Origin of the sequence: Streptomyces sp. H27-H5, assembly GCF_026627505.1 — a bacterium.
Classification (GTDB): domain Bacteria; phylum Actinomycetota; class Actinomycetes; order Streptomycetales; family Streptomycetaceae; genus Streptomyces.
The window spans coordinates 1-13,206 of sequence record NZ_JAPNLK010000151.1; the positions used below are offsets into that span (position 1 = coordinate 1).

Here is a 13,206-nt window from a genome sequence, read left to right on the forward strand (position 1 = left end):
CCCCAGCCACGTGACAGACGACACACGATGCGCTGCCCGTCAGCCGGCAACCCGCGGCACGGCTCCCACCCGAGCTGACCACGCCCCCACCCCACCCGCACCCTCAATCAGGCCGAACGAGACCCCGGCTCACAGATCACTCACAGGACGCCCGCCGGAGCACCGGGGGTTGCGCGGGGGTCTGTCCAGTAAACGGCTCTTACAAGATTTTCGTAGGTGTTGATCGCTGCAACTTGCCTGTGGCGTCGGCTGGTTGGCAGTGGCAGGCTGGCTGTGTGTGTCGTGAGGGTGGGGATCTGCTGCCGCAGCTGGCCGCGGTGCAGGTCGAGCGCGTGGAGGCCGGCGGGGACTTGCTGCGGATCACCGCCCGGAGCAGGGACAACGCCTCGGGTGGCGTGTCCGGGGTGCGGGCAGACGTCGAACTGGGTGCATTCGCGATACGTGAGGCATGTCGCGGATGAGACGGTGGGCGGCCGTGCGGTCGTGCGGTCGTGATCGACTTATCGGTGCGCCGTCTGTACTGCGAGAACGCCGACTGCGCGAAGGTCACCTTCGTCGAGCAGGTTCCGGGGCTGACCGGGCGTTATCAGCGGCGCACTCCGGCCCCGCAGAAGGTGGTGGACGCGGTCGCCGTGGCGCTGGCCGGATCCGCCGGGGCACGCCTGCTGAACGTGCTGCACCATGCCCTGACCTGGGCAAGCGTGCTGAACTGCCTGATGCGCATCACGCTGCCCGAGCGGCCGACCCCGCGGGCGCTGGGGATCGACGAGTTCGCCTTGCGCAGGGGACACCACTACGCCACGATCCTGATCGATGCGGCCACCGGCGAGCGTATCGACGTCCTGCCGGACCGGAAGACTCAGACGGTCACCGCCTGGCTGAGGGCCCACCCCGGCATCGAGGTCGTCTGCCGGGACGGCTCTGGCGGTTTCGCCCAGGCCACCACGGCCGCCGACCCCACGATCGTGCAGGTGGGAGACCGCCGGCACCGGTGGCACGGCCTGGCCGAGGCCGTCTTGAAGGAGGCGGGTGCCCACAGCGTCTGCTGGGCCAAGGCCGGCCCACCCCTGCGGGAGGGCATACGAGTCGCGACCACCCGCCAGCGATGGCAGCAGGTCCACCAGCTTCTCGATGCCGGCGTCGGCCTGCTGGAATGCTCCCGCCGCCTGGGCCTGGCCTTGAACACCGTCAAAGCGATTCGCCCGCCACAGCAAGCCCGAGCACCTGGTCCGAGCCCCGCAATACCGGCCCACCCTCGTCGACCCCTACCGCGACCACCTGCGACAACGCCGCCAGGAGGACCCCGCGGCGCCCATCACCCACCTCCTGCACGAGATCAAGAAACTCGGCTACACCGGCAGCGCGAACCTGCTGGTCCGCTACATCACCCAAGGCCGAGTCGAAGCAGACCACGCCACCCTCTCCCCGCGCCGCGTCACCCGCCTCCTGATCACCGACCCCACCCACCTGCGAGAAGACCAACGGACACCGCGCGACCAGCCCACCGCAGCCTGCCCCGAGATGACCGCCCTGGCCAACGCCGTGCGCGACTTCGCCACCATGCTTACCCCGGCGCCCGACAACGCCGCGGCGCTGACCTGCTGGATCACCCCAGTCCGGGAAGCCGACCTGCCCTTCCTCCACTCCTACGCCACCGGGCTCCAACGAGACCGCGCGGCCGTCGACGCCGCCGTGACCCTGCCCTGGCACAACGGCCGCACCGAAGGAGTCAACAACAAGATCAAACTGATCAAGCGTCAGACCTACGGCCGTGCCGGACACCCCCTCCTACGCCAACGCATCCTGCTCAGCTGACCCCAGCATCAACAGCGATCAACGCCTACGAAAATCTTGTAAGAGCCGTTTCTTTTACAGTCCCCATGGCAGCCTCTCCTAGCCGACTACGGCTGTACACGCCCTGAGTGCATAGCCGCGGCACGCCGTGACCGTGCCCGTCGGGCCGGCCGCCCCGCCCGGGTCCCCTACGCCATGGCTCACCGGGACGACGAACGCCGCGCTGCGGAGGGAAGGGTGAGCAGCGTTCCGGCGCCGGGCCGCTACTCAATCGGCTCTGGCTGCCCGCCGCCTTCTCCGGCCGGAGCCGTTTCGGTGGTGGGGGCGCGGTCTACTTCTCCTCGTTTTGCAGGCGAATGAACGCTGATCGTCGACGGTCCCCTCCGAAGTGCTGATCATGATGTTGGACCGCTTGCTGGGGAAGAGCCCGGGCCATCCATCCTTCTGGCGCTCCGACCTGCCGCAGCGTTTCGATCTGCCTGTCGTAGTCACGTCCTTCAGGGGGTGCGTGAACGCGCAGGTAGACGAGATCGTCCTCACCGGTGCTCTGGCCATCGATGTAGAAGGAGCAGGTATGCCCCCACTGGTAGGGAGCGTGCGGTTCGGCGCAGTGACAGAACCGATGGGACACGTTCACCGGTAGGCCCCAGCGCGGGTGGCACAGACGCTGCAGGAGCCGGTCGTGCCAGTGGGCACGAGGGTGGGCAGTTCGGGCGTCGATCTTCCAGCTGTCACCGTCGTCCCAGCACTGGACGCGGTAGAAGGCGGCGACGGTGTGGAAGAGAGCGGTACGGCCCCGTCACGACATCACCCGGATGGGTCGCGGCTGGTCTTCGCTGCCCCAGCATGCGCAGGGGACGGTCGTACCGGGACCCTTGGAGACTGCTCCGGCCTGGGCGCCCTCATGGCCGCCCGCGCCCGCGCCGACCACGCAGGCGTGCCGCGCTGAACGTCACCGGGGTACGCGCCGCGATCGTCGCCCGCATCTTCCCTGTCAACGCCACAGACCGGACTCGTGGGATCACCTGACCCTCACCCACGCTGCGCCAGGTCCCAAACGGTGGCTGCTGGCATGGGCCCGCACCCCGGGGTGTGTGCTGGCCCGGGGTGCGGGGTCTTGGAGGAGAACTCCGGCGCTGCGGTGTGCGCGGGGCCGCGGGGTCAGTGACCGTTCATCGGCATGGAGCTGCCAGTGGTTCCGTGGAGCATGCCGCAGCTGGCGGGGGCGGTGGCTTCCTGGGGCAGTTTCGGGTCGAGTTCGCTCTTGCCCTTGCCGAAGTCGTACTTGCCGTTGCCGTTCGGGTCGATGCCGTGCTGTACGACGTGCAGGTTTTGCAGGTGGTCGGCGATGGCCTGGGAGACCGGGATCGTGCGGGCGTAGGAGACATTCCCGCGGGCGTCGGCTACGGGCATCCGGTCGACGGCGAGTCCGCTGGCCTTCGAGGTGTCGCCCGAGGTCGTCAGCGAGATGTTGATGTCGCCGTATGCGGGGAGCCCTTCGGCCGTGGTGACGATGCCGTCGCCGTTCTTGTCTGCGCTCGCGTCGGGGCATCGGAAGTCGTGACCGTTGGTGGATCCGTGGATGTGCTGGGCGTGCGGCTGTCCGGGGACCAGACCGTGCGCGTCGATGCGCACCGTGAGCTGCCGGCCGTGCAGGCTCAGGTACGCGGTGCCGCCGGCACCCGAGTGGTTCAGCTGACGCAGGGCGACCTTGTAGTCCTGGCCGTGGCGCGTCGACGGCCCGCTGTCGTGGCCGCCGTCGTGTGCCAGGGCTGGGGTGGCCAGGGCGATTGCGAGAGCTGCGGGCACTGCCATGAGGGCGGTGAGGCGGACTGAACGGGTGACTGCCATCGTGACGCATCCCCTTCCGGGGGGTTCACCGGCTCAAAGCCGGCATCAGTGTTCGGATGTTTGTCACTGCATGAACCATTCGTCACTATCGACCGGCAGGCTTGCTCAAGCCTCGTATTTCATAACGAACCCCTGGTCACAGATCCAGCAGGCGCAAGGCGTCCAGATACCACCACGGCCTACCGCCACACCGCGCCCTGGCTGCACAGCTGAGACAGCCACACGGCCTGCCGTTGTCCGGCGGTGTCGGTCCGCCGGACAACGGCGCGTCAAGGCAGACCCAGACCACTTCGAGCAGCTGCCGCCGCCCTCGAAGCGCGCTGTCAATACGCCTCTGAGTGGACTGCCGCCAAGCTCCGCCGGCATCTCGCCGTCGACCACGACGAGCAGGAACGCCAGTTCGGCATTGCCGCAGGCTGCGGCGTGGTCTCCGACATGGCGAGGGCAGCGGTGCGGAGCCGTAAGGATTGTGCCGCGTGTCAAGTATCTGGTGGGTGGCGTGGGTGCGGGATGTTCTCCGCAATGCCTATGCCCTATGGGCCGGATATGTATGGAGATTTGACGGATGGGCGAAAGCGGAGGCGAGCGAGACCGGCTGAACGACGATATGGGGACAAGATGGGCTGCGGTGGAGCCCGCGGGGCCGTCGGTCGTCGAGCGGGTGCGGGGTGCGGTCGGGCGGGCGCGGGCGGCGGGTCCGCCGCCGGGCCCGGCCCGTCCGGGGTTTTGGCGCAGTCCGTTGCGGGGGCCGTGGCTGACCGGGGTGTTCGGCCTGGTGCTGCTGGTCGGGGTCGTGGTGCTGTTCGTGACGGGTCTGTTGTCGTATGCCGCCTACAACCCGGACCTGGCGGCGCGCAACGACCAGACGCCGGACAAGGGGTGGTTGGGGTTCTACCTGTTCACCTGGCCGACGTCGCCGTACTGGCTGTACCGGCTGACCCAGGGGGTGCACACCGTCCTCGGTGTGGTCCTGGTCCCGGTGCTCCTGGCCAAGCTGTGGTCGGTCATCCCGAAGCTGTTCGAGTGGCCGCCCGTCCGTTCCGCCGCCCACGCCCTGGAACGACTGTCACTGCTCCTCCTCGTGGGAGGGGCGGGGTTCACGTTCGTCACCGGGATCCTGAACATCCAGCTGGACTACAGCTTCCCGGGCTCCTTCTACACCCTGCACTTCTACGGTGCCTGGGTGTTCATGGCCGCGTTCGTCGTGCACGTCTCCTTCCGGCTGCCCCGTGCGGTCCGGGCCGTCCGCGCCGGCCGGGGGTTCCAGCCCGCACCCGAGTCGGAGGAGGCGGCCGGACTGGTCTCGCCCCGTCCGGCGCCTGCGACGATCTCGCGCCGGGGTGCGGTCGCCATGGTGGGGGCCGGCTCGCTGGCCCTGCTGGTGGTGACGGCCGGCCAGAGCATCGGAGGCTGGTGGCGCAAGACCGCCCTGCTGGCTCCGCACGGCCGTGACCCCGGTACGGGCCCGAACGGCTTCCAGATCAACAAGACCGCGGCCTCCAGCGGGATCCGCCCCAGCGACATCGGCCCCGCCTGGCGGCTGACGGTGCGCGGGGGAGGCCGTCAGAAGGTGCTGACCCGGGACATGCTGCTGGCGATGCCGCAGCGGGAGGCGGCGCTGCCGATCGCGTGCGTGGAGGGCTGGTCCACCCCCGACCAGCAGTGGTCCGGGGTACGCCTCAACGATCTGGCGGCCCTCGTCGGACTCGGCACCGACACCCCGCAGGTCTTGGTCGAGTCCGTGCAGCGGGGCGGATCGTTCTCCTCCGTGGTCCTCGCCCCCAACCAGGCCCGTGATGACCGCTCGCTCCTCGCGATGCGCGTGAACGGCGCGGATCTGTCGCCCGACCACGGTTACCCGGCCCGCGTGATCATCCCCGCCGCCCCGGGCGTCCACAACACCAAATGGGTCACCCGCCTCACCTTCGGAGAGCCCACATGAACCGGACTACGTTCCGCGCCCGATACGGCGCCTCCCCGCTCCACCTCCTGCTCACCCTGGCCTGCTTCGCCCTCGCCCTCTACGCCGGCATCCGCCTCCTCAAGGGCGACACCATCGGGGTGGCGATCTGGTTCGTCGGCGTCGCCCTCGTCCACGACCTGCTGCTGCTCCCCACCTACTCGCTCACCGACCGCGCAGCCCAGCGCCTCTTCCGCGGCCGGACCGCCGAGCCCGGGCCGCGTCCGAGTGTGAACTACCTCCGCGTTCCCCTGTTCATCGCGGGAGTCCTGTTCCTCGTCTGGTGGCCGCTGATCCTGCGGCAGGGCGGCCACTACACGGCCTACACCGCGCTGTCCGCCGACGGCTTCCTCGCCCGCTGGCTCCTGATCACCGCCGGCCTGTTCATCGCCTCGGCGATCGTCTGGCTGTTGCGGACCTGGCTACATCTGCGGCCTGTGCGCAAGAAGGGCCGGGCTCAGACGAGGGCCCGAAGCGCCACGAAGTGACGCTCGCCGGCCGGCGACGCGTCGGTCCACTGCTCGACGAGTGTCCAGCCGGACTTGCGGGCGTGCCAGACCAGGGCCCGGGAGCCGACGGTCGCCCAGGCGAAGAAGGGGCCCTTCGCCGTCTGCCCGGCGTGGATCCGCACCCGGCGCCGCTCGTCGACGTCGGCGGGAGCGGTCTCTACGATCAGGATCCCCCGGAAGCGGACCACGCGGCGGATGCGCTCCAGCAGGCGGCGGGGATCCCCGCCGATGCCGATGTTCCCGTCGACCAGCAGCGCCGTGTCCCAGTGGCCCTCGTTGGGGAGCGGCTCGAACACCGACCGGCTGGCTGCCCTACCGCCTCGGCAGATCGTGGAGATGACTGCGGTCGGGCACACGTCGATCCCCAGGACACGCTGCCCTCGCCGGGAGAGTTCCTCGACGAGGCGCCCGGCCCCGCACCCGATGTCCAGGACCCGGCCTGCGCAGCGGTCCACGACGCTGCGGTCGGCGGCGTCCGCTTCAGCGGACCAGCGCCGGATGTCCAGGGGCAGGCACCAGCCCTCGGCGTCCCTCAGGGTGAGTACCCCCTGCGCCGCGCAGACCGCCTCGGCATACGGGCCGCGCTGCCAGGGCTCGGGGCCACTGGACCGCATCGACGCGGCGGTGCTCAAACGTACTCCCTCTCGGGCTCTTCATGGAGCTGTCCTGGCCGACGCTAGGTCGACGCGCCTGAAGGCGCCTTCCGGGAGAGTCAGACGAGCGACTCGGAGGAAGGGAGCAAGGGCGTTCGGGTGTTTGGACGGGTACTGCCGGTGTGGTGCGTCCTCGGGCGGTTGCGCGGTGGTGTCTTCTGGTGGAGCTCCGGTCGCCCCGGGATGGGTGGCTGCGGCTCACCGCTGCCCGCTCCGGGGCTTGCCGTCACGTCGCCGGCCTCGGGGTGGGGAGTGCCGCAGTGGGCCGGAGAGGGATCGTGCGGCCGCCGGTCTCGGCGAAGTCCCTCGCTCGGTCAGGATGCGCGGCCGGCGCCGATCGTCCAGTCCTCCGGCCCGTGAACACGACACCCTGACATCACGTTCTACCGTCGGTAGAATGACAGGTATGAGCAGCAGCAAGCCCACGAGCATCAAGGCGACCGAGGCCACCCGCGATCGGCTGCGCCTCCTCGCTCAGGAACGAGGCACGACCATTACCGAGCTCCTCGAGGAACTCGCCGCAGCCCAGCTGACCCAAGCCGAGCAGGAGCACCGCGCCCTCCAGGCCGCGGCGGAGCTGGGCGTCGAGTACACCGAGCAGCTCCAGCAGGCCGGCCAGTCCGCCTGGGACAGGATCCGTGCCCATCAGGACGGCGCTGCCGCATGAGTCTGACGGTGGTCTTCGACCACACGGCCCTGGTTGCCCTGTACCAGGCCGACCCGTTCCTCACCGGCCTCTACATCGAGTCCTCCCGGAGTACCGGCCGCGTGCTGATCCCGGCCCTGTCCGTTCTCGCCGCGGAACGCACGACACCCGGGGCCGGTGCCCACGCCGCACGCCTGCGCTTCGCGGAGACCGTCCCGTTCACCGGCACGCACGCACTGGACGCCGGCTCGTGGCCCGCCAACGACTGGGCGATCACACATCCGGCAGCCATGGCCTGGCAGGCCGCGAAAGCCGGCGAGCCTGTCACCGTCCTTTCCCTCAGCCCGCAGGCGTACGAAGGAACCGGCGTCTACCCGCTCAATCCCTCCTGACAGCCGATCCGGCCATCATGGGCGCTACAGCAGCCCGCCGGGTGGCAGGACCCGCTCGGTGAGCTGCCCGCGCTGCCTGCCGTCGACCGTGTCGGCGCCGGTGAGCAGTCGGCGTCGACCAGCAGCGCAGCGTGCTCGGCGACCTCCTCGGATGTCAGGGCGCAGAACGCGGCGACCTCATCCAGGGGCAGCCCCTCGCCGGAGTGTCCGAGGCGGCCGACGGGGCGGGTGTGGGCGGCGGTGTACAGGGCCAGTAGGCGGGTGGCGGCGCCGAGCTTCTTCCGCAGCTTTCGGTCGAGTCCACCACGGCCATCAGACCGCCGGCCCGCGCGTTCCCAGCGCAGGAGAGACCGGACACAACCACCGGACACGGCCGACAGCCCGTGGGACGCTGTGCCGTCGAAGCCCTCCCTGCCAGGAGCCCTGTATGAGCCACCACCCCCGTATCGGCCAGGCCCCGGCGGGCTCCCGCAGGCCCGTCCGCTGCCCCGGCTCGCCGCTCATCGCGGTGGGCGCGATCCTCACCATCACCGGCGCCGCCCTCTATACGATGCCCACCGAGCGGCCGGGACTCATCGCCGCCGGCGCACTGATCCTGGCCGCCATAGCGGCCTGGTGGTGCGCCTCCCGCCAGGGATGATCACAGCCCGGCACCGATGTGATCATGCCAGGGGGTGCGGGGCAGACACCCGCCCGCCCGGCGGATACGGTGTAAGGAACGCGTCAAGAGTGTGGCGCGCGGTGTGCCGGGAAGTCTGGTCGGCGTCTTGGAGGCAGTGTGCCCTCTTCGCCCCCGACTCAGAAGGCCACCGCTGTGCCAGCCGACCCGAATGATTCCTCCGCTAACTCCCGATCGCCGCTTTTCGGGGTCTTGCCCTGGCCGGAGCGCACCGCCATCGCAGGGGCTCTGCGGACCGAGACCGTCGGCGGCATGGTCCTCCTCGCCGCCGCACTGGTCGCCCTGATCTGGGCCAACACACCTCTGTCCGGCGTCTACGCATCGCTGCGCGACTTCCACTTCGGGATACCGGCCCTGGGCCTGGACCTGTCCGTTCAGCACTGGACGGCCGACGGCCTCCTCGCCATCTTCTTCCTCGTCGCGGGCATCGAGCTGAAACGCGAACTCGTCGTCGGTGAACTCCGCACCCCGGCCACCGCCGCACTCCCGGTCGTCGCCGCGGTCTGCGGCATGGCCGTCCCCGCCGCCGTCTACCTCGCCACCATCTCGGCCGGCGGCGGTGACCCGGGCGGGTGGGCGGTGCCCATGGCCACCGACATCGCCTTCGCCCTCGCGGTCCTCGCCGTCATCTCCACCCACCTCCCCGCCGCCCTGCGCGCCTTCCTCCTCACCCTCGCCGTCGTCGACGACCTCGGCGCGATCCTCGTCATCGCCGTGTTCTTCACCGCCAACCTCAACCTCTGGGCGCTGGCCGCAGCCTTCGCAGGCCTCGCCGTCTTCTACCTCCTCCAGCGGTACCGGGTTCGCGGCTGGTGGTGGTACGTCCCCCTCGGCCTGACCATCTGGGCACTGATGTACAACAGCGGCATCCACGCGACCGTCGCCGGCGTGGCCATGGGCCTCATCCTGCGCAGCCGACGCGACGCCGCACGAGGCAGCCGCCCCGCCGAAAGCGCTTCCCCCGGAGAGCGGGTCGCTCACCTGCTGCGGCCGGCCTCCGCCGGGATCGCGGTCCCGCTGTTCGCGCTCTTCGCCGCCGGGGTCAGCCTGTCCGGGCCCGCGCTCGGCGCCGTGTTCACCCAGCCCGAACCCCTCGGCGTCGTCCTCGGACTCGCGATCGGAAAGACGGTCGGCGTGTTCGCCGGCACCTACCTCACCGCCCGGTTCACCCGGGCCCGCCTCAACCCCGACCTCGCCTGGGCCGACATCCTCGCCCTCGCCGTCCTCGCCGGCATCGGCTTCACCGTCGCCCTCCTCATCGGCGAACTCGCCTTCACCGACCCAGCCGCCACCGAACACATCAAGGCCGCCGTCCTCGTCGGCTCCCTCATCGCCGCCGCCCTCGCCACCCTTTTGGTCCGGCGCCGCAACACCCTCTACCGGCGCCTGTACGAGGCAGAGAACCTCGACGCCGACGCCGACGGCATCCCCGACATCTACCAGCACAACCAACCCGACACCCCCGCCGGCCGCACCGACGGCTGAAGCATCCGCACCCGCAAGACCCCCACCTGCCCAACCCGGACTGAGAGCAGCCCACCCATGTCGGATAGACGCATCGGCCTCGCCCTGACCGCCGCCGGAGCCCTGATCACCCTCGCCGGAATCACGATGTACGTGCTGCCCGGCCCCGGCTTCACCATCCTGACCATCGGCATGTCCCTGCTCGTCACCGGACTCGTCATGACCGCAGGACACCCCCATTCCTGAACCCGCCCGGTCACACGAAGGCCGCCGCCGCTTCGCCCTGCGGGGTACGCGGCCGGGCACCGTCACCGCGGTGGCGGCCAGGTCCAGTTCCAGGCGGCTGTTCATGTCCAGCTCGAACCTGCCGTAGGGGTTCACGGGCGTCCAGAACAGAGGTGACAGCGCGCGCCGGTCCGCCTCGGTGAGCTTTTGCGCCCACTCCTCTTCGGCGAGGACCTGCTGCATCAACAGCGTGTTGACGTGTACCAGCGCGGACTGAAGCAGGTGCAGGGCGAGCATGGACACCTCCTGGCTCTCCTTGTCCTGCCCGGCCAGGTCACCGTCCTTGCCGTAGAAGAGATCCTTGTTCGCGGAGTTCCAGTTCTCCACGACCTGCAAGCCCTCGTGGATCTCGCGCCGCATCTCGACGTCGGCAACGTAGTCGCAGACGAATGCCATGCGCACCGCCCGCCGTATACGGCGGTGCCCGCGTCAGGACGTTAATCCCGGGCTGCCCTACTTCTTCGTCTCCGCGCTCAAGCCGCGTGCCACGTCCTGGACCGCGATTCCGGACGCGGTCCGGTTCGGCCCTGCGGACGACGCGACCACGGTCACCGCCACCCGGTTGAGGGGTGTTGTCGAGCGGCTCATCGCACGCAAGCCAGTGGCGGACCGGGGACCCGCATATCGTGATCGTCAGCGAAGCCGGCTACGACGTCACCCGCCTGGCCTGGGTCCCGCGAGACCTACCGGTAGAGATGGTCGGCCGGGTCCGCTTCGACCGGGTCATGCGTCTACCGAAGCCACCATGGGTGCACGGGGTCAACGGTCGGCCCCGATAAGCATGCTTTTCAGGCGTATAGGTGGCAGGCCTCTGGCACCTGGGTGACGGCCTGCACGATCTTCGAGAACGACCTCTGCTGGTGCCCGATGCTTGGCAAAGAAACCTTCCGCCCACCGGCGGAAGGCTTCTGTCGGCGATGCGGCTGCCGTGCCTTATCGAGAGGCCCATGGCTGCCGCGTCGCTGAACGAATCGGCAGGCGATGAGGCCCGCGGCTGTATCCGCCGACGCAGTCGATCGAGATCAGCGCAGGGGCACTACGGCCTGGACGTGTTGCCGTGGGGCTCTGCCCTGCGGCTGCTCCGGCAGTCGACTCAGGCCCGTGCGCGGGCTTCGCTCTCCAACTGATCGGAGGAAGCCGTCAGTTCCCATGCCTGGGACTTCAGCGCGGCAACGATCTCTTCCGGCTTCTGTTCGCGCTTGTCGCCCGGCTCGGTGGCCTCGTCGTCTACGAGAGCGTTGGCGAGGAAGTCCGCCAGCCGCTCCAGCGCGCTCGCGCCCAGTCCGAGCCGGCTGGCCGAGTCCAGGTCCCTGTCCACGACCGTTCCCGAGCCGCTCTGTTTGAGCCGCAGCGTCGCGGCCTGCACGCGCGCCATGTGCACGCTCTGGGACGGCACCTGTACGACCTCGTCCATAGCCAGGGAGGGCGGAGTATCTCCCGGAAAACCCAGCGCGGAAGGACCGAGCAGGTTCAGGATCTCCTCCGTGCACGGGTGGATCTCGGCGATGCCCTCAGTGTTGAGCGCCAGCAGGTCGAACCTGTCGCGTCCGTGGGCCAGCATCGTCCGGGCCGGGAAGTGCCGCACCACAGCGACGGGGTCGCCGAACTCCCGTGCCGCGGCCTCGCACAGGCTCTCCGCCATGTTGACCAGCCCGCCGCCGAGCATGAAGTCGGTGGCGATGACCAGGTGCCCGCCCTCTGTCGTTGGCCAGGCCCTCATCCGCACGTGCAGGCGGTGACGGTCCGCCTCGTCGTCCTCGTCCGAGCCGGCGCCCGCTTCGAGAAGCTGGGCGGACTCGACGAGTTTGAAGACCATCGCGAGGGCGGCGGTGGGGCTGCCGGCGCCGCGGGTGACCTTGGTCCGGAGCTTGACTGTGCTGAAGGTCGACTCGATGGGGTTCGTGGTCCGCAGGTGGATCCAGTGCTCGGCGGGCGATCGCCGCCGACAAGGCCGCCGGACGCTCCGAGGGCTACGCCAAGGAAGCCCGCGCCTCCGCCGACCAAGCCGCCCTTGACGCGGCAGCCGCCCGCACAGCAGCAGCCCAAGCGGAACAGGCCGCGAAGGACGCCCGCGCGGCAGCCGATCGCGCCGCCGTCGCCGCGACCGAGGCCGAACAGGCCGCGAAGGACGCCGACAAGTACGCCAAGGAAGCCCAAGACGCCGCCGACAGAGCCGAGAAGGCCGCGAACGCGCAACAGCTCAAAACCGGGACCATCCCCGACGGATCCGGTGCCTCGATCGGCAACCTGTTCTACATCGTCGACCACACAGAGAAGATCGGCGAACCCGAGACCCTCAAGAAGACGGCCGGCTGCGAAGGCTGGATCGACGCGCTCTTCTACAAGGGCGACTGCACGATGACCGTGAAGATTCGGTACAAGGCCTACCTCGACGTCTACCAGTGCACGGCGCCGGTCCTCAACCCGGCACTGTTCTGCTCAGCGTCCGAGAAGATCTACCTGGGGCAGTACGCAACAAACGAGCTGTCACAAGAGGTCACGCACAACATCACCATGGCCGAGTTCCAGGCGGGCGTCGACCCGGTGGACATTCTCTTCGGAAGCTGGATCAAGTGTTTCCAGAAGGTCATTCCCGGGGGTGAGAGCGGAAGCTGGGGCGGCTGCGCCTGGGCGGCCGTGGACGTCGCGTTGCTGTTCTCGGGCAAAATTCTCAGACCGATCATGGACGCTGTTAAAGCAGCCGACGCCGCCACAAGAACAGGAATCGGAGTCGCAGACGCATACAAAGCCCTGCGGGCTCTTGGCATGACCGAGGCTGTCATCGAGGGCATCGCAGCCAGAGCTCTGCGCGGCTTTGTCGAGATGTGCACCAAGCCGAAGGTCTCAACCTCGATCCACCGTGTAGTGGTCGGGCTGTGGACGGAGAAACCAGAAGAGGTGCCTGCTGACCTGGGATGATGGGAGTTCTGACGCTTCCACCAGTACCAACCAGCAAGGCACCTCTGAAGTGAA

The 13,206-nt window shown here is 69.2% G+C and carries 9 protein-coding genes and 5 pseudogenes; 10 read left to right on the forward strand and 4 right to left on the reverse strand.

What is annotated here, in order from left to right:
• Positions 1–275: 275 nt before the first annotated feature.
• A pseudogene (locus OTB19_RS43495) lies at positions 276–1,815 on the forward strand (ISL3 family transposase).
• 1,146 nt (positions 1,816–2,961) lie between these two features.
• Here OTB19_RS43495 and OTB19_RS39150 read toward each other — a convergent pair.
• Positions 2,962–3,645, reverse strand: a pseudogene (locus OTB19_RS39150) (hypothetical protein); the annotation flags it as partial.
• A gap of 661 nt (positions 3,646–4,306) precedes the next feature.
• Between OTB19_RS39150 and OTB19_RS39155 the strand changes: the two are divergent.
• Together OTB19_RS39155 and OTB19_RS39160 are read left to right on the forward strand one after the other, a co-directional pair.
• Positions 4,307–5,587 (forward strand): molybdopterin-dependent oxidoreductase, encoded by a 1,281-nt coding sequence (locus tag OTB19_RS39155; RefSeq protein WP_267803569.1) that lies wholly within the window; start codon positions 4,307–4,309, stop codon positions 5,585–5,587.
• Positions 5,584–6,093, forward strand: a complete 510-nt coding sequence (locus tag OTB19_RS39160; protein WP_267803559.1) for a hypothetical protein — start codon at positions 5,584–5,586, stop codon at positions 6,091–6,093. The genes OTB19_RS39155 and OTB19_RS39160 overlap by 4 nt, the downstream gene beginning before the upstream one ends.
• Here the strand turns inward: OTB19_RS39160 and OTB19_RS39165 are convergent.
• Positions 6,063–6,746, reverse strand: coding sequence for a class I SAM-dependent methyltransferase (locus OTB19_RS39165; protein WP_267803560.1), 684 nt, complete (start codon positions 6,744–6,746; stop codon positions 6,063–6,065). The genes OTB19_RS39160 and OTB19_RS39165 overlap by 31 nt on opposite strands.
• A 427-nt stretch (positions 6,747–7,173) precedes the next feature.
• Between OTB19_RS39165 and OTB19_RS39170 the strand changes: the two genes are divergently transcribed.
• From OTB19_RS39170 to OTB19_RS39190, 5 genes are all read left to right on the forward strand, one after another.
• Complete coding sequence (locus OTB19_RS39170; protein ID WP_267803561.1) at positions 7,174–7,434, forward strand: hypothetical protein; 261 nt, start codon at positions 7,174–7,176, stop codon at positions 7,432–7,434.
• A complete protein-coding gene (locus tag OTB19_RS39175) occupies positions 7,431–7,805 on the forward strand; it encodes a hypothetical protein (RefSeq protein ID WP_267803562.1) in 375 nt (124 codons plus the stop codon). The genes OTB19_RS39170 and OTB19_RS39175 overlap by 4 nt, the downstream gene beginning before the upstream one ends.
• Positions 7,806–8,232: 427 nt before the next feature.
• Positions 8,233–8,445, forward strand: coding sequence for a hypothetical protein (locus OTB19_RS39180; RefSeq protein ID WP_267803563.1), 213 nt, complete (start codon positions 8,233–8,235; stop codon positions 8,443–8,445).
• 291 nt (positions 8,446–8,736) lie between these two features.
• A complete protein-coding gene (gene nhaA / locus OTB19_RS39185; protein ID WP_267803564.1) occupies positions 8,737–9,969 on the forward strand; it encodes a Na+/H+ antiporter NhaA in 1,233 nt (410 codons plus the stop codon).
• 57 nt (positions 9,970–10,026) lie between these two features.
• Positions 10,027–10,194 (forward strand): hypothetical protein, encoded by a 168-nt coding sequence (locus OTB19_RS39190; protein ID WP_267803565.1) that lies wholly within the window; start codon positions 10,027–10,029, stop codon positions 10,192–10,194.
• Between the two features lie 174 nt (positions 10,195–10,368).
• On the opposite strand, the pseudogene OTB19_RS39195 reads toward OTB19_RS39190, so the two are convergent.
• Positions 10,369–10,629: pseudogene (locus tag OTB19_RS39195) on the reverse strand (Tn3 family transposase); the annotation flags it as partial.
• A gap of 46 nt (positions 10,630–10,675) precedes the next feature.
• Here OTB19_RS39195 and OTB19_RS43500 point away from each other — a divergent pair.
• Positions 10,676–10,976, forward strand: a pseudogene (locus OTB19_RS43500) (transposase); the annotation flags it as partial.
• A gap of 1,043 nt (positions 10,977–12,019) precedes the next feature.
• On the opposite strand, the pseudogene OTB19_RS39210 reads toward OTB19_RS43500, so the two are convergent.
• Positions 12,020–12,166 (reverse strand): annotated as a pseudogene (locus tag OTB19_RS39210) (IS256 family transposase); the annotation flags it as partial.
• 425 nt (positions 12,167–12,591) lie between these two features.
• On the opposite strand from OTB19_RS39210, the gene OTB19_RS43505 reads away from it, so the two are divergent.
• Positions 12,592–13,152, forward strand: coding sequence for a hypothetical protein (locus OTB19_RS43505; RefSeq protein ID WP_324290583.1), 561 nt, complete (start codon positions 12,592–12,594; stop codon positions 13,150–13,152).
• Positions 13,153–13,206: the final 54 nt, after the last annotated feature.

Coding starts and splice junctions, on each gene's coding strand:
- OTB19_RS39160 (WP_267803559.1), top strand. CDS start 5,584: ATGAACCGGACTACGTTCCGCGCCCGATACGGCGCCTCCCCGCTCCAC.
- OTB19_RS39170 (WP_267803561.1), top strand. CDS start 7,174: ATGAGCAGCAGCAAGCCCACGAGCATCAAGGCGACCGAGGCCACCCGC.
- OTB19_RS39175 (WP_267803562.1), top strand. CDS start 7,431: ATGAGTCTGACGGTGGTCTTCGACCACACGGCCCTGGTTGCCCTGTAC.
- OTB19_RS39180 (WP_267803563.1), top strand. CDS start 8,233: ATGAGCCACCACCCCCGTATCGGCCAGGCCCCGGCGGGCTCCCGCAGG.
- nhaA (WP_267803564.1), top strand. CDS start 8,737: ATGGTCCTCCTCGCCGCCGCACTGGTCGCCCTGATCTGGGCCAACACA.
- OTB19_RS39190 (WP_267803565.1), top strand. CDS start 10,027: ATGTCGGATAGACGCATCGGCCTCGCCCTGACCGCCGCCGGAGCCCTG.
- OTB19_RS43505 (WP_324290583.1), top strand. CDS start 12,592: ATGACCGTGAAGATTCGGTACAAGGCCTACCTCGACGTCTACCAGTGC.